This is a genomic window from Bradyrhizobium sp. 45 (assembly GCF_023073155.1).
Classification (GTDB): domain Bacteria; phylum Pseudomonadota; class Alphaproteobacteria; order Rhizobiales; family Xanthobacteraceae; genus Bradyrhizobium; species Bradyrhizobium canariense_D.
Genome location: NZ_JADPIX010000049.1, coordinates 134,960 through 157,270 on the forward strand (window position 1 = coordinate 134,960; position 22,311 = coordinate 157,270).

The window sequence follows — 22,311 nt, forward strand, 5'->3', positions numbered from 1 at the left end:
TTATGTGGAGTTCATCAACGGAGCAGCCGCATGTCGCAAAACCAAGCCGTCGCCGCCGGCACCAGGATCGGCCACGTCCATCTCAAAGTCGCCGATCTCGATCGCGCGCTGGGCTTCTATTGCGGCGTGCTCGGTTTCGAGCTGATGCAGCGCATGGGCTCGGGCGCGGCCTTCATCTCGGCCGGCGGCTATCACCACCACATCGGGCTCAACACCTGGGAGAGCAAGGGCGGCTCGCCGCCGCCGCCTGATGCGACCGGGCTCTATCACACCGCGATCCTCTATCCGACGCGGCCGGCGCTGGCGGATGCGTTGCACCGCGTGCTCTCGGCCGGCATTGCGCTCGACGGCGCCAGCGACCACGGCGTCAGCGAGGCGCTGTATTTGCGCGATCCGGACCAGAACGGTGTGGAGCTGTATTGGGACAAGCCGCGGGAGCAATGGCCATTCGGGCCGGACGGCAAGCTTTCGATGTTCACGAAGCGGCTGGATGTGGAGGAGCTGCTGAAGCAGCGGGAGGCCTAGTCCGCACCTCGCCACTGCACGAGCCTCAGGACCCATCCGGCCACATAGAGCCCGACGCCGAACACGGCATGCGTGAGTAGCGTGTTGAGACGCGCCACGTTGGGACGTGGCGCGTGATGGGCTGCAATGCCGAGGCCCATGCCCGGCTGCATGATCAGGAAAGGTGCCGCCACGCTGCCGATTCCGACGATCAATGCGGGGCCGACACGCGGGGAATGCAGCCAATCGAGCCCCCAGATCGCCAGCAAGACGGCCGCGAACGCAATGCCGATCAGGTAGTGCGCGGCCCACCCAATCAGGCGCTCGCGTGGAGCCGGATCGGGTGCCGCGATCTTAAGATGCCGATACTGTCCGCGCGCGAGCAGGATGAGCCAGCGACCTAGGAGTCCATAGTCTAGCGATGGGATTCCAAGAACATGCGCGCGGAGAACTGCCCAACCATCGATCACGGCCGTTGCACCGGATCCGATCAAGGCGGCGCCGACCAGAAATTCAATCATTTCACCCATTCGAGACCTCGCCTGCCGCGTCGGTTGAAGCCCGCGCCTGGATCATCCAGCATGCGGCGGTAAAACGGATCGCATCTGCCTCCACGTAGGGGGCGAAGGCGGGCCGCACCGCATCCACGACCCTTTCGCGCAATCCCCTGTCGGCGTCCTGCAGGATCGTTCCGACGGGTCCCAGCCAACCGACATAGCGAGCGAGTTCGCTGGCAGGAAAGCGGCATGGAATATCCACCGGCCGGATGTCGATCTCGGTCCAGCCGCTCTCCAGCAGGATGGTCCTGACCCGATCTTTGTCAGCGAAGGCGAACTGCCCCGGACCGCCGGATGGACGGGCAGGCATATTCGGCAGAAGGGGCGCGGCGGCTCGTTCGGCCGCCGTCATGAACGGATTCTCCGCTGCGCCCCGCCATGCAACGACGGCGAGCCCGGCGCCTTCGGCGGCAGCGCGCCTCAGATTTGCGAAGGCCGCAACGAGGTCTTCGAAGAACATCACGCCGAGACGTGAAATGATCGTATCGAAGCTCGCCGGGTCGAATTTATGGTGCTGCGCATCGGCGCAGATAAAGCTGGCCGAGGTGCCTTCGCGCTCGGCGCGGGCCAGCGCCGCCCCGATCATCGGCGCGGAGATGTCGATGCCGACCACACGGCCGCCTTGCCCGAGCTTTCGAGCGACCGCAACGGTCAGACCACCAGTGCCGCAGCCGACGTCCAGAACGCGACGATTGGAGCCGGCAGGAACGGCCTCGCACAGCGGCCTCTCGAATTGCTTGAACATCTCATCCAGGATGTCCTGGGTCTCGACCCAGGCGCGTCCGGCGGGACCATTCCAAAGCCTCATCTGCTCAATCGCCTTCTGCATAGCGTCCATGATGGTTTCCCCTTTCGTCTTGCCTTGGCGGCGTTGGACGCGGCATACTGCCAGTTCAAGTGAACTTGAGGTCAAGAGGCGTGATGACGATCGATATCGCCGAAGTCGCACGGCGCTCCGGTGTTCCGGCGTCGACGCTGCGATTCTATGAGGAAAAGCGGTTGATTGCCCCGATCGGCAGGCGCGGCCTGCGCCGGCTGTTCGATCTGGAGATCCTGGATCGCCTGGCGCTGATCGCGCTGGGGCGCGCGGCGGGCTTCTCGCTCGATGAAGTTGCCCGGATGTTCGCACCCGACGGAAGGCCGCGTATCGACCGGCGGAAGCTTGCCGCCAAGGCCGACGAGTTGGACCGAACGATCCGCAAGCTTATCGCGATGCGCGACGGCCTGCGCCATGCCGCGGCCTGTCCGGCGCCAAGTCACATGGAATGCCTGCATTTTCGCCGCCTCATGCGGGTCGCGGCATTGGGAAAGGCGAGGTCGCCCAAGCGGGCACCGCGCGCGCCGCGATCAGACTGAAGCGGTCGATCGCCTTGTGTGCCCCCGCACCATGATCAACGCCGCGGCCACCAGCTCCAGCGCAATACACAGATAGAACGGCAGCTCATAGCCACCGGAGAAATCGCGCAGAAAACCGACCACGCCGGGGCCGAACGCATAGGTCACCTGGTTGATCGCAGTGTTGAGGCTGATCAGCACGCCGAACGAGGCGGAATCGAATTCCTGCTGCACGATCAGCGACGGCAGCGTGATGAGATTGCCGACCGAGAAGCCGAATAACGCGCAGGCGGCGATCAGCACGTAATCATTGTGCAAATTGATGACGACGAGAAGCGCCACGGCCTGGCTCAGAAACGACAGCGCCGAGGCGAGCCGCTGGTTGAGTCGGTCGATCACCAGCGAGAACAGCACCCGGCCGATCACCGCCATCGCGGTCAGCACCGCAACCGCGACGGCCGCGCGCTCGCGCCCGATCACGGGATCGAGGAACGAGATCAGGTGGACGATGAAGCCGACCTGCGCGAACAGCACCAAAGCAAAGGCAATGGTCACGGTGAGGAAGCCGACATCGCGCAACGCCTGGCTACGAATCTGCGCCGACGATTGCGGCTTCGTTTTCGTCGCGGCGCGCCGGCCATGGAGATCGGGCGGGCGGCCGACGACAATCAGGATCACCGGCACGAGCAGTACCAGCATGGCGCCGGCGACGATAAACATAGCGCTGGCGAAGCCGACATGGCCGATCAAGCTCACCAGCAGCGGCACGCCGACGATGCCGCCGAAGCTTGCGCCGTTCAGCGCGAGGCTGATCGCCATGCCGCGCTTCTGGTCGAACCACAGGCTGATCGTGTTGGTGATCATGGCCAGGCTCGTGCCGGCCCAGCCGAAGGCGAGCACGGCGTTCGCGAGATAAAGCTGCCACGGTTCGCGCACCGCGCCGATCGCGACCGCCGCGGCCGACATCGCCAGCGTCCCTGCGATCAGGCCGAGGCGCGGGCCGTACTTGTTGACGGCTTCGCCGACGAAGACGACGAGCAGCGCGCCGAACAGATAGAAGAACGTCGTGGCCGACGAGATCAGCGAGGCCGACCAGCCGTGCGCACGCTGGAGCTCGGCGACATAGACGCTCTGGCCGTAGAAGCCGAGCCCCCAGCCGAAGGTCGCGAGCAGGAAGCAGACCGCAACGATGCGCCAGCCTTCGTAGCGGAGAGAGGATTCGTCGACGGATCCGTCGTGTCGAGGGTTATCGAGCATGCCGCTTACTCCGTCATGCCCGGACTTGTTCCGGGCATCCACGTTCTTCGATCCGCGCGCTCAAGACGTGGATGGCCGGGACAAGCCCGGCCATGACGACATCTAGTAACCTTCACCAGAAAATCACTTCGACCTGGATCGAACTATCAACGCTGCTGACAGCCTCCCGCCATCTCAGATCGCATCCGGGAACTCGCCCATGGCCGCGTCGAGCCGCGCTTTGCGGCGACGGGTCCAGGACGCCAGCGAGAGCACGGCGAGACCGAGCAGCACCGGCGGAAACACCACCATGTTCACCGCGGACCAGCCGTAACTGGCGAGCAGTTGGCCGGACGAGAACGAGCCGATCGCCATCATGCCGAACACCAGGAAATCGTTGAAGGCCTGCACCTTGTTGCGCTCCTGCGGCCGGTGCGTCTCCAGCACCAGCGCCGAGGCGCCGATGAAGGAGAAGTTCCAGCCGACACCGAGCACGATCAGCGTGGCCCAGAAATGCATCGCGGTGATGCCGGACAGGCCGATGCCGGCCGCGCCGGCCTCCAGCAGCAGGCCGGCGGCAACGATCTTGCGCGCGCCGAAGCGGGCGATCAGCGCGCCCGTGAAGAAGCTCGGCCCGTACATGGCGACGATGTGCCATTGAATGCCGAAATTGGAATCTGAAACGCTCAAGCCGCACAGCTTCATGGCAAGCGGCGCCGAGGTCATCACCAGGTTCATCATGGGGTAGGAGATGACGCCGCACAGCGCCGCTGCGATGAAGCGTGGCTGGGTCACGATCTCGAGCAGCGGCCGCCCGCCATGAAGATCGGCCGGCGCCGGTTTCGGCATGTCGACCCCGGCGACGATGCCCATCGCGATGAGCGCGACAGCCGCCTGGACCAAGAAGCTGAAGGCGAAGAGATAAGGCTGCCAGACATCCATGGTCCATTGCACGAGCTGCGGACCGAGCACGCCGGCGAACACGCCGCCCGCCATTACCCAGGACACCGCCTTGGGTCGGTACGCCGCGCTGGCGCCGTCGGCGGCAGCGAAGCGATAGGACTGCGCCACCGCGCCGTAGAGGCCGCCAAGAAAAGTCGCCAGACAGAACAACGGAAACGAAGCGTGCAGGATCGCGAAGCAGCCGAGCAGGCCGGTGAGCGTACCCAGGCCCGTGCCGATGATGAAGGCCCAGCGGCGGCCGAAGCGACTCGATATCGCGCCGGTCGGCAGCGTGCCGGCCGCAAGCCCCAGCACGTACATCGACAGCGGTACCGTCGCGAGCGACATGTCGGGTGCAAGCGTCGCACCGACGATGGAGCCGGTGGCGAAGATCACCGCCGAATTGGCGCCGGTCAGCGCCTGCGCGGCAGCAAGGCGCACCACATTGGCGCGCACGCGGGCGTCGGCGGCGACCTCATTGGCTGCAGTCACATCCAGCATCGGCATTTCCGCCCCAACGGGCTTTTAAGTGCTTTCAAGGGCTCGCTTGATTCCCGGCACTATGGCGGGACGCGGGAGGGCGGGCAACCGGCGCAAACGGGCGCAGGCCATGTCTCTGACGCAATCGGGCCGATGATAATGGGCCGCGCACTTGACGGCTTGCGCTCGATCAAATCCTATCCGCCGCGACCTTCCGGAGTTTCGTTCATGTCCGTCGACGACAGGCCTACGCTCAGCGCTCCTGACGACGATCCCTGGCTCTGGCTGGAGGAGATCGAAGGCAAGCAGGCGCTCGATTTCGTCACGCGGCAGAACAGCCTGACACTCGACGCGTTCGGCGGAGCGGCCTTCGCGCGCGATCGCGACATCCTCGCGGCGATCTACGATCGTCCCGACAACATTCCCTATGTCAGCCGCCGCGGCACCGAACTGCACAATCTCTGGAAGGACGCCACCAACCCGCGCGGCCTGTGGCGGAAGACTTCCCTCGCGGAGTTTCGCAAACCGCATCCGACGTGGGAAATCATGCTGGATGTCGACCAGCTCGCGGCACGCGAAGGCGAGGACTGGCTGCTGAGCGGCATCACCACGCAGCCGGGAAGCGCGCGCGCCATTTTGGGGCTGTCGCGCGGTGGCAGCGATGCCGTCACCTTGCGGGAATTCGACCTCGACACCAAGAGTTTCGTTGCGGACGGATTTGCGCTGTCGGAAGCCAAGGGCGGCGCCGATTGGCTCGATGCCGACACGCTGCTGCTGTCGAGCGCCCATGGCGAAGGCATGGCGACGAGCTCGGGATATTCCCGGACGGTTCGACTGTGGCGGCGCGGCCAGCCTGTCGATCAGGCGCAGGTGATCATCGAGACCACGGCCGATCATATGGCGATCTCCGGCATCGTCGACGACACCGCTGCGGCCCCGCGCAGCTGGATCGTCGACCAGATCGACTTCTTCAATCATGCGCTCTGGCTGCGCGACGCAGACGGTGCGACGACGAAGCTCGATCTGCCGACCGGCATCTGGTTGCAGGCGCATGGCGACTGGTTCGCGATGAAGCTGCGCGAAGCCTGGTCGATCGAGGGCAAGACCTATGCCGCCGACACCGTGCTCGGCATGTCGCTCTCGGCGTTCCTCGCCGGCAGCCGCGATTTCGCGGTGCTGTTCGAGCCGGAACCTCGCCGCGCCCTGCAAGGCCTGTTCTGGACCGGAGGCAAGCTGGTGCTGTCGATCCTCGACGAGCTCCAGCCGCAATTCGAGATCTGCACGCCGTCGGCCACAGGCTGGAGCCGCGCGTCGCTCGGCGGCCTGCCGCAGATCGGCGTCGTCGACATCTGGCCGCTGGATCGCCATCCCTCCGAGAGCAATGGCGACCTGCTTGCCAATGTGCAGGATCCGCTGACGCCGCCGTCGTTGCTGCTGATCGAGCGCGGCGTCGCGAGCCCGACCGTGTTGAAGCAGGCGCCGAAAACATTCAACGCCGACGGCCTCGTGGTGACCCAGCACGAAGCGATCTCGACCGACGGCGAACGCATCCCCTATGTACAGACCGGCCCCGCCGGCGAGACCGGCGATGCACCGGTCTATATGAGCGCCTATGGCGGCTTCGCCCATTCGGTGAAGCCGTATTACAACCCGTCGCTCGGCAAGCTGTGGCTGGAGCGTGGCGGCACCACGGTGCAGGCGAATTTGCGCGGCGGCGGCGAATTCGGCACGCGCTGGCACGATGCCGGCCGGCTCGCCGGCAAGAAACTGTCGCACGACGATTTCGCCGCCGTTGCCGCCGATCTCGTCCGCCGCGGTGTGACGACGGCAAAGCGCATCGCCGCGCAGGGCGGATCGAACGGCGGCATCCTCATCACCAACATGCTGGTGCGATACCCCGAACGTTTCGGCGCGCTGTTCTGCACCATCCCGCTGATCGATATGCGCCGCTACACGAAGCTGCTCGCCGGCGCGAGCTGGATCGCGGAATATGGCGATCCCGACAAGCCCGAGGAGTGGGACTGGCTCAAGTCCTACTCCGCCTATCACAACGTCAAGGCCGGCCAGCCGTATCCGCCGATCCTGATCGCCACCACGCGACGCGACGACCGTGTCCATCCCGGGCATGCGCGCAAGATGGCGGCAAAGCTCCAGGCCATGGGCTACGAGGCCTGGTTCTACGAGCCTGAAGCCGGTGGCCACGGCTACGGCAAGGACAACAAGGAGCGCGCCGGGTTCGAGGTGATTGGCTTTCGGTTCTTAAAGGACAAGATCGGGTGGAAGGACGAGGGCTAGCGTTTGCGGCGCTGACATCTCCGCACGGTCATGGCCGGGCTTGACCGGGCCATCCACGCCTTAGCTGGTGCACGAAGAACGTGGATGCCCGGGACAAGCCCGGGCATGACGACCTCCTATCGCGCGAATACCAAGGTCAGATTGTTCGCGGGCATGTCCATCGTATCGACAAGGCGAAGACCAACGCCGCGGGCAAGCGCCTCGACATCGGCGATGTCACGCACGCCCCAGTCGGGATTGCCTTCACGCAGGGAGGTGTCGAACACCGCATTGCTGAGCGCGATGTGCTTGCCGCCGCGCTTGAACGGGCCGTAGAGGAACAGCTTGCCGTCGGCCCGCAAATAGCGGCCGGCGCCGGCGAACAGACCCTCGGCGACGCTCCATGGCGCGATGTGGATGACATTGGCGCAGAACAATGCGGCAAGACTCGACGGCCCCTGCCCGCTTTTCATCTCCGGGCACCAGTCCGGATCGGTGAGATCGATCCGCAGCGGCGAGCGGATGTTTTTGAGACCTGAATGAACGCGCCAGGCCTCGATGCTCTTGAGGTGGCGCTGGTTGAGATCGCTGGGCCACCAGATCAGGCCGGGCGTGTGACGGGCGAAGTAGACCACGTGCTGGCCGGTTCCGCTGCCGAGCTCGACCACGTTGCCGGTGCAGCCGGCGAGATGCCGTTCCAGTGCCGCCCAGAGCGGCTCGTGATTGCGATGAAATGCCGGCGCATCGAGCCGCCCATCCGACTCGACCCGACCGCCATCCCTGCCGAATTCGACGACATATTCAGCCAAGTGAGGTCCCCTTGAAAAAACGAGAACGCGATGAAAACAGGTTGAGCGCCCAAACGCTCAGGAAACAGCCGGCCCGCGCCACGGTCCCTAACTCTCGGACCAAGCCGGCTGAACAAATAATCTCTTTAGTTGCAATCGGGAAGATATTAACTCCATTTTGTCGCGTGGATAGTCTTGATTGTCAGGCGGCGCCCTTTGTGCTTTGGAACGCTTCTATTTCGTAATCGAGACCATCGCATAACGCCTCGGAATAACGCCTTGACCGCCTTTTCCCGGACGCCCGTTCTGTTCATCTTGCTGGCCATTGCAGCCGGCCTCGCCACCCCGGCGTGGGCGCAGTCCGCTGTGGCCGACGGCCAGAAACTCGCTTTCGACCGCGGCAAGGGCAATTGCCTGACCTGCCATGTCATCAGGGGTGGCGACCTGCCGGGAACGATCGGGCCGGAACTGAAGGACCTCAAGGCCAAGTACCCCGATCGCAACGAACTGACCGCGATCATCTTCGACGAGACCAAGCGCAATCCGCAGACCATGATGCCGCCGTTCGGCCGGAACCGGATTTTGACCGAACAGGAGATCAGCGCGATCGTTGATTTCCTGCAGACCCTGTGACTTCAGGCATGCCACGAGATTTGGTTGGGAGACCAGAGATGACCACACTCACCGGCCCAAGCGCGACGCGGCGCCTGATCCTTCAGGGCGCAGCCTCGGTCGCGTTGCTCGGCCTCGGCAATCTGCCGTTCGGCGCCGCGCCCGCGCGCGCCGCGGCCAACGACAAATATCCGGAAGAGGCGTTCAAGCAAAAGAGCGAGGCTGACGCCATCAAGGCGCTCTACGGCAAAACCGCCGAGCCGTCCGACAAGGTCAAGCTGGACGCCCCCGAGATCGCCGAGAACGGCGGTGTGGTGCCGATCTCGGTGACGACGACACTCGACAAGGTCACCTCGATTTCATTCTTCGTGGCCGAGAATCCCAGCGCGCTGGCCGCCAGCTACAGGATTCCCGAAGGCACGATCCCTGCTGTCGCCAACCGGCTGAAGATGGCCAAGACCACCAACGTGGTCGCGATCGTGGAGGCCGACGGCAAGCTCTACAGCGCGACCAAAGAGGTCAAGGTCACCGTCGGCGGCTGCGGCGGCTAAGCGAGGAAGATCGAGATGGCATCCAGCATTCGCGTCCGCGCCACCACCAACGGCGACATCACCGAGGTGCAGGCGCTGATCCAGCACCCGATGGATACCGGCTTCGTCAAGGACGCCAAAGGCGAACTGATCCCGGCGCATTACATCCAGCAGCTGAAATTCGAATGTAACGGCAAGGACGTCTTCGTTGCCGATTGGGGCACCGCGGTCTCGAAGGACCCCTACGTCAAGTTCAGCTTCAAGGGAGCCAAGAAGGGCGACGATCTCAAGGTCTCCTGGACCGATAACAAGGGTGCGTCGGACACGACCACTGCGAAGATCTCGTGATGAAGGCCCGCACCACCATCCTGCTTGGTTCGTTGAGCGCCGCGCTCGTCGCGTTGGCCCTCACCTCTCCACGCGTGGTGGCGGCCGACAAGGTCGATCCCATCGCCGATGCCAAGGCGTTCCAGAACTTCTTCTTCCAGAAATTCCCTGATGTGAAGCACGAGGATTTCGTCAACGGTCCTTATTCCATGAACGAGGACATGAAGCGGCAGTGGCAGGAGAAGGAGGAATTCCCGCCCTACGAGTTTGCGCTCGACGCCGGCAAGGAGATGTTCGCCACCCCGTTCAAGAACGGCAAGACCTATGCGGACTGCTTCCCGAACGGCGGCATCGGCATCCGCCAGAACTATCCTTATTTCGACGAGAAGGAAGGCAAGGTCGTCACGCTGGAGCTGGCGCTCAACCGCTGCCGCGAGGCCAATGGCGAGGCGCCCTATTCTTACGTCAAGGACGAGATGGCCTCGCTCACGGCGTACATGGCCTTCACCTCGCGCGGCAAGCCGATGGACATCAAGATCCCCGACGATCCTCGCGCGCTCGCGGCATTCGAGAACGGCAAGCGCTATTTCTACACCCGCCGCGGCCAATTGAATTTCTCCTGCGCGAGCTGCCATGTGCAGAGCCCGGGTGAGCGCATCCGCGCCGAGATCCTGGCGCCGGCGCTTGGCATTCTGAACGCGATGCCGATCTACCGCTCCGAATGGAGCGGCATGGGCACCACCAGCCGCCGCTTCGTCACCTGCAACAGCCAGACCCGCGCGGTTCCGCTGGAGCCGCAGGCGGATGAATATCGCGACGTCGAATATTTCCTGTCCTACGTCGCCAACGGCCTGCCGATATCGGGACCGGGAGCGCGGCCATGAAGCTGTCACTCCCTTTCGTCCGGCTGCTTGCCTTGCTGCTTACCCTCGGGCTCGCGCCGGCGGCGCGCGCGGCAGATGAGGCAGACTACAAGGCGGCCTTTGCCGCCGCCGAGGCCGCCTCCAAGGAGGCCGCCGGCATGCGCAACCAATGGACCGTGACCGTCTCGACGCTGGCCGCCGCAAAGAAGGCGGCCGATGGCGGCGATTTCGACCGCGCCGTGGCCGCAGCCAGGGAGGCCGAGGCGCTGGCGAAGGCGTCGATCTTCCAGGCGATTTCCGAAAAAGAAGCCTGGAAGGCGATGGAAATCCGTTAGACTGTTCGCTTGTGCAACAGCCTTGCGACCGTGAGAGGGCGCGGAGAATTTCTGGATGGCGATCCGCCGCCGCGATTTCCTGAAGAATGCAGGCCTTGCTGCCGCATCGCTGAGCCTGCCGCGGCTTGCGCTCGGTGCTGAGGCTGCGAGCATTTACGACCTCGAACGGTTCGGCAATGCGCGCATCCTTCACCTCACCGACACGCATGCGCAACTCAATCCAGTCTATTTTCGCGAGCCCAGCGTCAATATCGGGATCGGCGAGATGGCGGGACGGCCGCCGCATCTGGTCGGCCGCGCCTTTCTCGACCGTTTCGGCATCAGGCCCGACAGCGCGGATGCCTATGCCTTCAGCTGCTTCGAGTTCGAGAAGTCCGCAGGCCGCTTCGGCAAGCTCGGCGGCTTCGCCCATCTGAAGACGCTGATCGACCGCTTGCGTGGCGATGTCGGCGAAAAACGCTCCGTGCTCGTTGACGGCGGCGACCTCTGGCAAGGCTCGGGACTTGCCAACATCATGCAGGGCCGCGACATGGTCGAGGCCGCAAACCTGCTCGGTGTCGAGGCGATGACCGGGCATTGGGAATTCACCTATGGCGAGCAGGCGCTGCGCGACAATCTCGCGCGCTTCAGGGGCGAGTTTCTGGCGCAGAACGTTTTTCTCACCGAGGAAGCCGCATTCAATGATGCCCCGGCCTTCGACAAGGCGACGGGACGCGTGTTCAAGCCCTCCGTGATCAAGGAGCTCGGCGGCCATCGCGTCGCGATCGTCGGCCAAGCCTTCCCTTACGTGCCGATCGCGCATCCCAAACGGTTCACGCCGGACTGGTCCTTCGGCATCCGCGAGGAAGAGCTCCAGAAGCATGTCGACGGCCTGCGCGGCACCGACAAGGTCGATGCGGTCATCCTGCTGTCGCATAACGGCATGGACGTCGATCTCAAGCTCGCAAGCCGCGTCACCGGTATCGACGTCATCCTCGGCGGCCATACCCATGATGCGATCCCGCAGCCCATCGCCGTGAAGAATGCGAGCGGCACGACGCTCGTCACCAATGCCGGCTCCAACGGAAAATTTCTGGCCGTGCTCGATCTCGCGCTCGACAAGGGCAAGGTCGGCGACGTCAAATATCATCTGCTGCCGGTCTATTCCGAGCTGTTGAAACCCGATCCCGGGATGGCCGAACTGATCGGCCGGTTGCGGGCACCCTTCGTCACCGACTGGTTGGAGAAGATCGCGACGCCCGATCGCCTGCTGTATCGACGCGACAATTTCGCCGGCCCGGTCGACGAGCTGATCTGCAGCGCGCTGCGCACCGAGTTCGACGCCGAGATCGCGCTGTCGCCGGGCTTCCGCTGGGGCGTCACCGGACTGTCCGGCCAGGCACTGACGATGGAGGATTTGCTCGCGGAAACCGCGATCAGCTATCCCGAGACCTATGTGCAGGAGATGACCGGCGCGGAGATCAAGGACGTGCTGGAAGACGTCTGCGACAACCTCTTCAATACCGATCCCTATTACCAGCAGGGCGGCGACATGGTGCGCGCCGGTGGGCTCAGCTACACCTGCACGCCGACGGCGACGATCGGCAGCCGGATCTCGGAGCTGAAGCTCAATGGCGGCAAGGCGCTCAGTGCCAGCCACCGCTACAAGGTCGCGGGCTGGGCCTCGGTCAACGGCCAGCAAGGCGCGCCGGTGTGGGATGTGGTGGCAAAATATCTGCGCTCGGGCCGGATGTTTCAGGAGCGGCTCGGCTCCGGCGTCACGCTAAAGGGCGTCGAGGGTAATCCGGGCATCGCAGGACAGGGATGATGCGGTCGCAAACCCTATCCGCGATGCTGCTGGCGCTGTTCGCCTGGGCGGCGATGCCACCGGCTTTCGCGCAGCAGGTGCCGCTCCAGGACAAGCCGTTCGCCGAGCACAAGATCGTGCTGCAGCTCTCCGATGGCGATGCCAGGAAGCAAGCTCTGGTGCTCAGCGTCGCCAACAATTTGCTGAAGGCCTACGACCCCGACAAGGTCGCAATCGAGGTGGTGGCGTTCGGTCCCGGCATCGACCTCCTGTTCACCGGCAGCGAGCGCCGCAAGCAGGTCGAGAGCCTGATCGCGCAAGGCGTACGCTTCGACATCTGCCTCAACACTGTCGACACGATCGAGCGGGAGACCGGCAAGCGGCCGGAGTTCATCCCTGCCGCTACGCCGGTGCAGGTCGGGGTCGGGCAGATCCTGTTCCTCAGCGAGAACGGATACACGGTGGTGAGGCCCTGAGCCTTTTGTCGGGGCGAAGCGTCGCGGCATACTCGGTGTCATCGCCGGCGAAGGCGGGCGATCCAGTACTCCGAGACCGCGAGGGGTACGGGAGGGCGCGGCGTACTGGATTCCCCGCCTTCGCGGGAATGGCAGCCGTGGCTAGGTGACGCCCACCCGCCCGTCACAGGAATAAAAATCTTCCAAATTTTCTTGCTTACACAGTGAATTGCTTCTCTTGTAAGCCCGAAATGTAATAGAATCTCGGGGTAGTTCACGCCGGGTCTTGCCATGATCTTCCGCCAGCTCTTCGACAGTGTTTCGGGCACCTACAGCTATCTCCTGGCGAGCCGCGCCGGCGGCGAGGCGCTGATCCTCGATCCCGTGCTGGAGAAGGTCGACCGCTACTGCCAGCTCCTGCGCGAGCTCGATCTCAAGCTGGTCAAGGCCGTGGACACCCATCTGCACGCCGACCACGTCACCGGCCTCGGCGAGCTGCGCGACCGCACCCATTGCATGACCGTGATGGGCGACCAGACCAAGGCCGACGTGGTGGCGATGCGGGTTGCCGACGGCGACAAGGTGACGATCGAGGGCCTGTCGCTCGACGTGATGTACACGCCCGGCCACACCGACGACTCCTACTCCTACTTGATGGGCGACCGCGTCTTCACCGGCGACACGCTGCTGATCCGCGGCACCGGCCGCACCGATTTCCAGAACGGTTCGTCGCGCGCGCAGTACGATTCGATCTTCAACCGCCTGCTCAAGCTGCCCGACGAGACCATGGTGTTCCCGGCGCATGACTACAAGGGCGACACCGTCTCCACCATCGGCGAGGAGAAACGCTACAATCCGCGGCTCCAGGTGCGCTCGGTCGACGACTATATCGAGCTGATGGCCAATCTGAAGCTGCCCAATCCGAAGATGATGGACGTCGCGGTGCCCGCCAACATGCATGTCGGCCTGCACCAGGAGGAGCTGGAGAAAGAGGGCCGCGTGCTCCGCGCCGTCGAGGCGATCCGCAGCCTCGGCCGTCCCGATATCCTGCTGGTCGATTTGCGCGAGACCAATGAGCGGATGAAGCACGGCATGCTCGAAGGCGCGCTGCATACACCCTATCCGTCCGTTGAGGACAGCCTCAAGCCCGGCGGCATGCTGCGCGAGGTCGCGGCCGCCACCGGTCGCCGCGTCGTGTTCTTCTGCGCCTTCGGCGAACGCTCTGCGATGGCTGTCGCCGCCGCCAAGGAGGCCGGGCTCACCAACACCGCCCACATCGCCGGCGGCATCGATGCCTGGAAGAAGGCCGGCGGGCCGGTGGTGCACTGACCGCCTTGAGATAAGTCAGGAACTGCACATATCTTCCGGATAGGTTTGGGCGCAGCATCACTGTCCGGGACCAGCCATGGCCAAGATCGGCAAGCCGAGCGCGCCGCCCAAAATTGCGGACGACGCGCCAGCAAAAGACAAGGCGAAGAAGCCTCAGCCTCCGCGCGACACCGAAGACGATGATTACGAAGACGGCGACATCGCGACACCAAAGCGCGACCGCTACGGGCCGGACGACGAGCCGTTTTGAGGGGCTCGTCTCTTGCCACGCTCTCAACTGTCGTCCTGCCCCGCGCTACTGCCATGCGCCTGCGTTCATGGACAAATAACCGCTCTGCCCGATAGTTTGCGCGTCTCCAAAGGACGTGAAACGGAACTGCAATGGTCGACGTTCTCGCCGCACCGCAGCAAGGCAAGGCGGACAGCGCGCTACGCACGCTGACGGGAATTTCGATCGCGCATTGGGTCAGCCATTTTCATCTGCTGGTCCTGCCGATGCTGTTTCCCTTCCTCAAAAATCAACTCGGCGTCGGCTACGTCGAGCTCGGCTTCGCGCTGACCGTGTCGGCCGTGGTGTCGGGGCTGACGCAGGCGCCGACCGGCTATCTCGTCGACCATTTTGGCGCGCGAAAGATTTTGCTGGGCGGCCTCACCCTCGGCGGCCTCGCGCTGATCCTGCTTGGCCTGCATCTCAGCTACACCTCGCTGATCGCCTGCGCCGTGCTGCTCGGGCTCGCCAACAGCGTCTACCATCCCGCCGATTACGCCATCCTCGCCGAGCACATGGACGAAGCGCGGATGGGCCGCGCCTTCTCGATCCATACCTTTGCCGGCTATTTCGGCGGCGCGGTGGCGCCGGCGATCGTCGCCGCGATGGTCATCGTGTCAGGCGGTGTCGGTGCGCTGATCGCATCGGGCGTGATCGGCGTTCTGGTCGCGGTGTTGCTGGTGACCATGAACATTCCCGATGCCGGCGCGCACAAGACCAAGCCAGGCACCGAGAACGCACCCAAACAGGCCGTGATCACGCCGGCGCTGATCACGCTGACGGCACTGTTCATGCTGCTCAGCCTGTCGGTCGCCGGCATCAACAATTTCGGCGTGGTGGCGCTGATGAGTGGCTATGGCGTGACCTATTCCGCGGCCAATGTCGCGCTCACCGCCTTCCTCGGTGCAAGCGCCGCCGGCGTGCTCGCGGGCGGCTTTCTTGCCGACCACACCGAGCGCCACGGCTATGTCGCCGCCGCCTGCTTCGCCGCGAACGCGGCGATCGTGCTGCTGATCGCGCTGGTCACGCTGCCGGGCTGGGCGCTGACCGCCACGATGGCGGCCGCGGGATTCCTCTCCGGCGTGATCGCGCCTTCGCGCGACATGCTGGTGCGCAATGCAGCACCTCCCGGCGCGGCGGGGCGCGCCTTCGGCATCGTCTCCACCGGCTTCAATCTCGGCGGCATCGTCAGCCCGCTGTTGTTCGGCTGGATTATGGACCAGAGCGCGCCGCATTGGGTGTTCGGCGCATCCGTGATCTTCATGGTCGCGACGGTGGTGCTGTCGCCGTTCACGGAGCGGAAGCGGCAAATCGCGGCTTGAGCAACAAACTCAATTGTCGTCCCGGCCTAGTGCGCAATTGCGCATAGGGGCCGGGGGTCCATAACCACGAATCGGAGTTGTGGCGCAAAGCTGCCAACTCCAAGTCTTCGCCAAACTAAAAATCGTGGTTATGGATCCCGGCCTTCGCCGGGATGACAGTTGTGATTGGGTTGGCTGAAGTGGCCCCTTACGTCGGCGACACCGCGCTATTCAGCGGCGCTGCCTGCGGAGCAGCTCCACCGGTCAGCCTGGCCTTTTCCGTGTTGGGCCAGAGCAGGAGCAGCCCGAGCGCACCGGAGCCGACCATGATCGCGGCGTTGATGGTGAAGCCGGTCATGTAGCCGTCGAGCATGCTGCCGGCGCGCTGGATTACGCTGCCCATCACGAGCGGCGCGATGATGCCGGAAAGCGTATAGAGCGCACCGTAGATCGCGAGAACCGCGCCGCGCTGCGACGTCGGCGTGAACTCGCCGAGCATGGGCGGGCAGACGACGTAGATCGCGCCGCACAGGCCGGAGCCGACCACGAGCAGGGCGATCTGGAGGCCGGCACCTTGGACGTGCGGCATCATCGCGAGGATCAGGCCGCCGACGATCAGCGGCACAGAGCCGAGCACGCCGCGGGAGATCCGCGACGTGTAGCCGCGTGCCAGCATCACCTGCGAGATCCAGCCCGTGAGAATGACGATGGTCGCCCCGAACACCCAGGGCAGGATCGAGACGAAGCCCGCCTGAGACTGCGAGAAGCCGAGGCCCTTGACGATGAAGGGCGTGAACCAGGTGAGCCCGAGCGACAGCGCCCAATAGGCGCCGAAGGTCGCGGTCACACAGCCGATGAAAGTGCGCGATGTCAGAAGCTGGAGATAGGGTATTTTCGGTTCGATCACGGCCGATGCGTGGGTGTCCAGCGGGCCTTCCTTGCCGAGTGCGAGCCAGGCGGCGACCCAGATCAGGCCGACGATTCCAAGCGCACCGAACGCATAGTGCCAGGAATGATTGACGATGATCCAGTTCAGCGCCGGGACCGCCAGGATCACGCCAAAGGCCGAACCTTGCGACAGGATTGCGGTCGGCATCGTGCGCTTCTCGTCGGGGAACCATTTGTAGACTGCGTGCATCGCCACCGAGGCCGCCGGGCCTTCGCCGGCGCCGAGCACGATGCGGCAGATCAGGAGTGTGGTGAAAGAGACGGTGCCGACCATCGGAAACTGCGTCAGCGCCCAGATCACCGCGAGCGTCAACAGCACCCAGCGGGTCGGTACCTTGTTGACGATGAAGCCCACCACGATCGCCGAGATCGAGAACAGGAAGAAGAACGACGAGCCGAGCAAACCGAACTGCTCGGGCTCGAGCTTCAGCTCGGTCATGATCGGAACGCCCGCGAGACCGACGACGATCTTGTCGGCGAAGTTCACCAGCATGAAAAGAAACAGGAGAAATGTAACGGTCCAGGCGCCCTTTGGCGTTTGCTTTTGCGTTTGCTTTTGCGTTTCCTTCGACGTTTCCTTGGACATCCCCGTCATCTTGCCCGCCGCGGGCTGCGTTGCCTGAGCGCTCATCGTTCTCCCCGTCGTCCCTTTTTGGCACTTTTTTGATGTGGTCCTCTTAGGAGCTAACAACGGCTTCAATACCAACGCAACCCGGCATTTCCGCAGCAAGTGTGCTACGCAGCAATTCCGCTATTCCGTCCGGCGCCATTCATCGTGCTGAGCATCCGAAACCTCTCCAAGACGTTCTCTTCGGCCGGTGAGCCGGTCCATGTCCTGCGCGGCGTCGATCTCGATCTCAAGGCCGGCGAACGCGTCGCACTGACCGGCGAGTCCGGCAGCGGCAAGAGCACACTGCTGCACCTGATCGCAGGGCTCGATGCCGCCGATGGCGGCACGATCCGACTGGAAGACACGGAGGTCACCAAATTGTCCGATGCGGGACGCGCGGGCCTGCGGCGCGACCGGATCGGCCTGGTGTTTCAACAATACAATCTGATCCCGAGTCTGTCGGTCGGGGATAATCTGGTGTTTCAGGCACGGATCGCCGGCCGGTACGACGAGGCTTGGTACAAGGAGCTGATCGAGCGTCTCGGGCTTGGCGGCCTGCTCAAGCGTTATCCAGAACAATTGTCGGGCGGACAGCAGCAACGGGTCGCGATTGGCCGGGCCCTGGCGACGAAGCCGTCGTTGCTGCTGGCGGACGAGCCGACCGGCAATCTCGACGAGGCCACCGCCGAGGACGTGCTGGCCTTGACGCGCGACCTCGTCACGCGCACCGGCTGCGGCTTTCTGATGGTGACGCACAGCCTGCATCTGGCCGCCGCACTCGATCGCCACGTCAACCTGCATGCCGGGCGGATCGCATGAGGCGCGCGCTCTGGGTCCTCGCCGTGCTGCTCAGCCATTGGCGGCGCCACAAGATGCAGTTCGCGACGCTCCTGATCGGGCTGATCGCGGCGACTGCGCTGTGGAGCGGCGTGCAGGCGATCAACCAGCAGGCCCGCAGCGCCTATGACCGCGCCGCGGCAACCTTCGGCGGCGCGCGCACGCCGATGCTGGTCGCGCCTGATGCCGCGACTTTTCCGCAGGAGCTGTTCGTCAAGCTGCGCCGCGCCGGCTGGCCGGTCTCGCCGATGCTGGAGGGACGGGTCCAGGTCAACGGGCGCTCGGTCCGGCTGCTCGGCATCGAGCCGGTGACGCTACCGGTCGATGTCGGCAACGCACCGCGCCTCGGCGCCGCCGATCTGAGCAGCTTCGTGGCGCCGCCGGGCCAGACGCTGGTGGCAAAGGAAACGTTGACCGACTTGCAGGAGCGGGAAGGCGCAGCGCCGCCGATCAGCAACGGCGCAATACTGCCGCCGCTGCGCGTGCTGCCGCAGCTCGTGCCCGACGTGCTCGTGGTCGATATCGGCGTGGCGCAGCGGCTGCTGAACAAGCCGGACCAGATCTCGCGGCTTCTGATCGGCAAGCCCAAGGGCAAGCCCGCGCCCTTAGCGAGCGTCGTCGGCGACCGCTTACAGCGGGTTGAGCCGGATGCGGAGACCGAGCTGGAGCGTCTCACCGACAGCTTTCACCTCAACCTCACCGCGTTCGGCCTGCTGTCGTTCTTCGTCGGTCTTTTCATCGTCAATTCAGCCGTCGGCCTCGCCTTCGAGCAGCGGCTGCCGATGCTGCGCACGCTGCGGGCCTGCGGTGCCTCGGCACGACTGGTCAACACCGTGCTGGTGGTCGAGCTCGTGGCGCTGTCGCTGGTCGCAGGCCTGATCGGGCTCGCCTGCGGCTATTTCATTGCAGCCGCGCTCTTGCCCGACGTCGCAGCATCCCTGCGAGGGCTCTACGGCGCGCAAATCCCGGGGCAGCTCAGCTTGCGTCCCGAATGGTGGCTCGCCGGGATCGGCATCAGCATTGTGGGCGCGCTTGTTGCCGCGGCGACCAGCCTGATCAAGGCTGTCAGGATGCCGGTGCTGGCGACCGCGCAGCCGCGCGCCTGGCAACAGAGGCAGAGCCGTTGGCTGATCCTGCAGAGCGGGGCTGCCTGCGCCGTGTTCGCCGTCGCGCTGTTGCTGCTCCAGTACGGGCAATCGCTGATCGCGGGCTTTGGCGTGCTGGCAGCGCTGATGCTCGGCGCGGCGTTGATCTTGCCGGCCTTCCTCGACATCATCCTGCAAACCGGGCAGCGTTTCGCGCGAAAACCGCTCGCGCTGTGGTTCTGGGCGGACAGCCGGCAGCAGCTCTCGGGATTGTCGCTGGCGCTGATGGCGCTGCTGCTCGCGCTCGCCGTCAATGTCGGGGTGTCCACCATGGTGGAAACGTTCAGCCGCACCTTCATCGGCTGGCTCAACGGGCGGCTCGCAGCCGACGTCTACATCAGCGCCTCCGACAATGCGAAAGGCGTCGCGATCCGCAACTGGCTGAAGGAGCGCAGCGATGTCCAGGCGATCCTGTCGGGCGGACGTGCCGAGGCGCAGGTGCAGGGCCAGCCGGTGGAACTGCTCGGCCTGCCCGATCACGCGCTCTATCGCGAGCGCTGGCCGCTGCTCGAAGCCGCACCCGGTGCCTGGACACAACTCATACCCGGCAATGCCGCTTTCATCAGCGAGCAGCTGAGCCGCCGCCTCAACGTCCGCGTCGGTGACGTCGTTGACGTCCCGGCGCCGGGCGGGACCTGGGAGCTCGACATCGTCGGCATCTATGCCGACTACGGCAACCCCAAGGGACAGCTGGCGGTGAATGTCGCGGCGCTGATCCGGCATTTTCCGCAGACGCCGCAGACGCGCATCGGTCTCATCGTCGCGAAGGAGAATATCCCCGGTCTGATCGCGGCGCTGCAGAAGCAGTTTGCGCTGGACGACCGCAGCGTCGCCGACCAGGCGACGGTGAAGGCGGAATCGATCCGCATCTTCAACCGGACCTTTGCGGTGACCTCGGCGCTGAACGCCTTCACCCTCGGCGTCGCCGGGATCGCGCTTCTGACCAGCCTTCTCACACTGGCGAACTCGCGCCTGCCGCAGCTTGCGCCGCTCTGGGCGATCGGTATCACGCGGCCACGCCTTGCCGCGATCGAATTGACCAAGACGCTGTCGGTCGCGCTGTTCACGTCTCTGCTGGCGGTGCCGCTCGGGCTGCTGGTGGCGTGGTGCCTGATCGCGATCGTCAATGTGAAAGCGTTCGGCTGGCGGCTGCCGTTCCATGTATTTCCGTTGCAACTGGTCGAGCTGGTGGCAGTCGCGCTGTTCGCCTCGTTGCTTGCCACCCTGCCGCCGATGATCCGACTTGCCCGGATGCAGCCGGCGAGCCTCGTCAAGGTGTTTGCCAATGAGCGCTGATGGGATTTCGCGGCGCACCTTCGCCGGCGGCATCGCCGCGCTCGCGGCAGTCCGCCGCGCAGGCGCGCAAGGCTATGCCGGGCTCGGCGAGACAGCCGACGGCTTTGCCAAGGTCACGCCGGGGAAGACGTTCGCCTTTCCGGACGATCACGGGCCGCATCCGGAGTTTCGCATCGAATGGTGGTATCTCACGGCGAACCTCGTCGATGCCAGCGGCGCGGCTTGCAGCCTGCAATGGACGCTGTTCCGACAGGCGACGCAGCCGGGGCCGCAGGGCGAAGGCTGGGCCAATCAACAGGTGTGGATGGCGCATGCCGCGGTAACGCGCGCCGACACCCACCGCTTCAACGAGCTGTTTTCCCGCGGTGGTGTGGGACAGGCCGGAGTCACGGCGAAACCGTTCTCGGCCTGGATCGACGATTGGGAGATGAACGGATCCGAGCGCACCGAAGATCGCGCTTTAGCGCCGCTGACGCTGAAGGCCTCGGGCGCCGACTTCAGTTACGTGCTGACGCTCGAGGCCGATCGTCCGGTGGTGTTGCAGGGCGCCGGCGGCTACAGCCGTAAATCGGAGCGCGGTCAGGCCTCCTATTATTACAGCCAGCCGTTCTATCGCGCCCGCGGCACGCTCACCATCGACGATAGGACGGTCGATGTTTCCGGCCAGGCCTGGATGGACCGCGAATGGAGCAGCCAGCCACTCGATGCCGACCAGACCGGCTGGGACTGGCTGTCGCTGCACCTGTCATCCGGTGACAAGCTGATGCTGTACCGGCTCCGGCAGAAGGACGGCAAAGATTATCCGTTCGGCAACTGGATCAGCGCGATGGGCGAGACGCAGATGATCGCGGGCGACGACATCCAGATGATGCCGAAAGCGACGGCTGAGGTCGCGGGACACAAGCTCCCGGTGGAATGGCAGATCGCGATCCCCTCGCGGTCGTTCTCGATCCAGTGCAAGCCGCTCAATCCACAGGCGTGGATGGGGACCGGTTTTTCCTATTGGGAAGGGCCGATCAGCTTTGCCGGTACGCATGACGGCGTTGGCTATCTCGAGCTGACCGGGTATTGAACCGGGACCTCTTCGAAGGGACTAGCGATGCATCACCTCACCGCCCTCGTCACGCTGCTGGCGATCCTGTTCTACTTCTTCACCTCCATCAACGTGTCGCGCTCGCGCACCAAAACCGGCGTCAAGGTGCCGGCAATGTCGGGCCATCCGGATTTCGAGCGCGCGTTCCGGATCCAGATGAACACGCTGGAATGGATGCCGATCTTCCTGCCGTCGCTCTGGCTTTTCGCGATTTACATCAGCGATTCCGGCGCAGCGGCGATCGGCGCGGTCTGGATCGTCGGCCGCATCGTTTACTTCATCGGCTATTCGAAGGCCGCCGCAAAACGCGGCCCGGGATTTTTTATTCAGGGTATCGCGGCCATTGCGCTGTGGGCGGGGGCGCTGGGGGCGGCGGTGCTGCGACTGGTGTGAGGCAGCCGACATACGGCCACTTGCCCCGCCGTCGTCCTGGCGGAGGCCTGGACCCATAACCACAGGA

General features: G+C 64.6%; 23 protein-coding genes. 17 read left to right on the plus strand and 6 right to left on the minus strand.

What is annotated here, in order from left to right; translation table 11 throughout:
• Positions 1–30: 30 nt before the first annotated feature.
• Positions 31–525, plus strand: a complete 495-nt coding sequence (locus tag IVB42_RS07145) for a VOC family protein (protein ID WP_018455996.1) — start codon at positions 31–33, stop codon at positions 523–525.
• Here IVB42_RS07145 and IVB42_RS07150 read toward each other — a convergent pair.
• Together IVB42_RS07150 and IVB42_RS07155 are read right to left on the minus strand one after the other, a co-directional pair.
• Entirely contained in the window at positions 522–1,034 is a 513-nt protein-coding gene (locus tag IVB42_RS07150; protein ID WP_018455995.1) for a DUF2938 domain-containing protein, read from the minus strand. The two genes, IVB42_RS07145 and IVB42_RS07150, sit on opposite strands and share 4 nt — an antisense overlap.
• Complete coding sequence (locus IVB42_RS07155; protein WP_026233066.1) at positions 1,027–1,899, minus strand: class I SAM-dependent methyltransferase; 873 nt, start codon at positions 1,897–1,899, stop codon at positions 1,027–1,029. Before IVB42_RS07155 ends, IVB42_RS07150 begins: the two co-directional genes overlap by 8 nt.
• An 80-nt stretch (positions 1,900–1,979) precedes the next feature.
• On the opposite strand from IVB42_RS07155, the gene IVB42_RS07160 reads away from it, so the two are divergent.
• Positions 1,980–2,417: a helix-turn-helix domain-containing protein gene (locus tag IVB42_RS07160; RefSeq protein ID WP_026233065.1), complete on the plus strand. Its 438-nt coding sequence runs from the start codon at positions 1,980–1,982 to the stop codon at positions 2,415–2,417.
• Here the strand turns inward: IVB42_RS07160 and IVB42_RS07165 are convergent.
• Positions 2,409–3,653 (minus strand): MFS transporter, encoded by a 1,245-nt coding sequence (locus IVB42_RS07165; RefSeq protein ID WP_018455992.1) that lies wholly within the window; start codon positions 3,651–3,653, stop codon positions 2,409–2,411. The genes IVB42_RS07160 and IVB42_RS07165 overlap by 9 nt on opposite strands.
• 174 nt (positions 3,654–3,827) lie before the next feature.
• Positions 3,828–5,075: an MFS transporter gene (locus IVB42_RS07170; protein WP_018455991.1), complete on the minus strand. Its 1,248-nt coding sequence runs from the start codon at positions 5,073–5,075 to the stop codon at positions 3,828–3,830.
• Positions 5,076–5,282: 207 nt separating this feature from the next.
• Between IVB42_RS07170 and IVB42_RS07175 the strand changes: the two genes are divergently transcribed.
• Positions 5,283–7,349 (plus strand): prolyl oligopeptidase family serine peptidase, encoded by a 2,067-nt coding sequence (locus IVB42_RS07175; protein WP_026233064.1) that lies wholly within the window; start codon positions 5,283–5,285, stop codon positions 7,347–7,349.
• 116 nt (positions 7,350–7,465) lie between these two features.
• On the opposite strand, the gene IVB42_RS07180 is transcribed toward IVB42_RS07175, so the two are convergent.
• Positions 7,466–8,137 carry a DUF938 domain-containing protein gene (locus IVB42_RS07180; protein WP_018455989.1) on the minus strand — a complete coding sequence of 224 codons (672 nt, stop codon included), beginning with the start codon at positions 8,135–8,137 and terminating at the stop codon, positions 7,466–7,468.
• Positions 8,138–8,395: 258 nt separating this feature from the next.
• Here IVB42_RS07180 and soxX point away from each other — a divergent pair, with 258 nt between their 5' ends.
• The 10 genes from soxX (at position 8,396) to IVB42_RS07230 (ending at position 15,943) form a co-directional block, all read left to right on the plus strand.
• Entirely contained in the window at positions 8,396–8,749 is a 354-nt protein-coding gene (gene soxX / locus IVB42_RS07185; RefSeq protein WP_018455988.1) for a sulfur oxidation c-type cytochrome SoxX, read from the plus strand.
• 38 nt (positions 8,750–8,787) lie between these two features.
• A complete protein-coding gene (soxY, locus tag IVB42_RS07190; protein ID WP_018455987.1) occupies positions 8,788–9,279 on the plus strand; it encodes a thiosulfate oxidation carrier protein SoxY in 492 nt (163 codons plus the stop codon).
• Positions 9,280–9,294: 15 nt separating this feature from the next.
• Positions 9,295–9,606: a thiosulfate oxidation carrier complex protein SoxZ gene (gene soxZ / locus IVB42_RS07195; RefSeq protein WP_018455986.1), complete on the plus strand. Its 312-nt coding sequence runs from the start codon at positions 9,295–9,297 to the stop codon at positions 9,604–9,606.
• Entirely contained in the window at positions 9,606–10,469 is an 864-nt protein-coding gene (gene soxA, locus IVB42_RS07200; protein WP_018455985.1) for a sulfur oxidation c-type cytochrome SoxA, read from the plus strand. Before soxZ ends, soxA begins: the two co-directional genes overlap by 1 nt.
• Positions 10,466–10,783, plus strand: coding sequence for a hypothetical protein (locus IVB42_RS07205; protein ID WP_018455984.1), 318 nt, complete (start codon positions 10,466–10,468; stop codon positions 10,781–10,783). Before soxA ends, IVB42_RS07205 begins: the two co-directional genes overlap by 4 nt.
• Positions 10,784–10,838: 55 nt before the next feature.
• A complete protein-coding gene (gene soxB / locus IVB42_RS07210; protein ID WP_018455983.1) occupies positions 10,839–12,590 on the plus strand; it encodes a thiosulfohydrolase SoxB in 1,752 nt (583 codons plus the stop codon).
• Positions 12,587–13,045 (plus strand): hypothetical protein, encoded by a 459-nt coding sequence (locus IVB42_RS07215; protein WP_018455982.1) that lies wholly within the window; start codon positions 12,587–12,589, stop codon positions 13,043–13,045. The genes soxB and IVB42_RS07215 overlap by 4 nt, the downstream gene beginning before the upstream one ends.
• Before the next feature lie 270 nt (positions 13,046–13,315).
• Positions 13,316–14,353: an MBL fold metallo-hydrolase gene (locus IVB42_RS07220; protein WP_018455981.1), complete on the plus strand. Its 1,038-nt coding sequence runs from the start codon at positions 13,316–13,318 to the stop codon at positions 14,351–14,353.
• Between the two features lie 76 nt (positions 14,354–14,429).
• Positions 14,430–14,603 (plus strand): hypothetical protein, encoded by a 174-nt coding sequence (locus IVB42_RS07225; RefSeq protein ID WP_018455980.1) that lies wholly within the window; start codon positions 14,430–14,432, stop codon positions 14,601–14,603.
• A 131-nt stretch (positions 14,604–14,734) separates the two neighbouring features.
• Entirely contained in the window at positions 14,735–15,943 is a 1,209-nt protein-coding gene (locus IVB42_RS07230) for an MFS transporter (protein ID WP_018455979.1), read from the plus strand.
• A 187-nt stretch (positions 15,944–16,130) separates the two neighbouring features.
• Here the strand turns inward: IVB42_RS07230 and IVB42_RS07235 are convergent, their stop codons facing one another.
• Positions 16,131–17,501: an MFS transporter gene (locus IVB42_RS07235; protein WP_247295946.1), complete on the minus strand. Its 1,371-nt coding sequence runs from the start codon at positions 17,499–17,501 to the stop codon at positions 16,131–16,133.
• A 144-nt stretch (positions 17,502–17,645) separates the two neighbouring features.
• Here IVB42_RS07235 and IVB42_RS07240 point away from each other — a divergent pair, with 144 nt between their 5' ends.
• From IVB42_RS07240 to IVB42_RS07255, 4 genes are read left to right on the plus strand one after another with little or no spacing between them, the layout of a single operon-like run.
• Entirely contained in the window at positions 17,646–18,299 is a 654-nt protein-coding gene (locus IVB42_RS07240) for an ABC transporter ATP-binding protein (RefSeq protein ID WP_018455977.1), read from the plus strand.
• Positions 18,296–20,758: an ABC transporter permease gene (locus IVB42_RS07245; RefSeq protein ID WP_018455976.1), complete on the plus strand. Its 2,463-nt coding sequence runs from the start codon at positions 18,296–18,298 to the stop codon at positions 20,756–20,758. The genes IVB42_RS07240 and IVB42_RS07245 overlap by 4 nt, the downstream gene beginning before the upstream one ends.
• Positions 20,748–21,830 carry a lipocalin-like domain-containing protein gene (locus IVB42_RS07250; protein ID WP_247295944.1) on the plus strand — a complete coding sequence of 361 codons (1,083 nt, stop codon included), beginning with the start codon at positions 20,748–20,750 and terminating at the stop codon, positions 21,828–21,830. Before IVB42_RS07245 ends, IVB42_RS07250 begins: the two co-directional genes overlap by 11 nt.
• 27 nt (positions 21,831–21,857) lie before the next feature.
• Positions 21,858–22,244, plus strand: coding sequence for an MAPEG family protein (locus IVB42_RS07255; protein ID WP_018455974.1), 387 nt, complete (start codon positions 21,858–21,860; stop codon positions 22,242–22,244).
• The last annotated feature ends 67 nt before the right edge of the window (positions 22,245–22,311 follow it).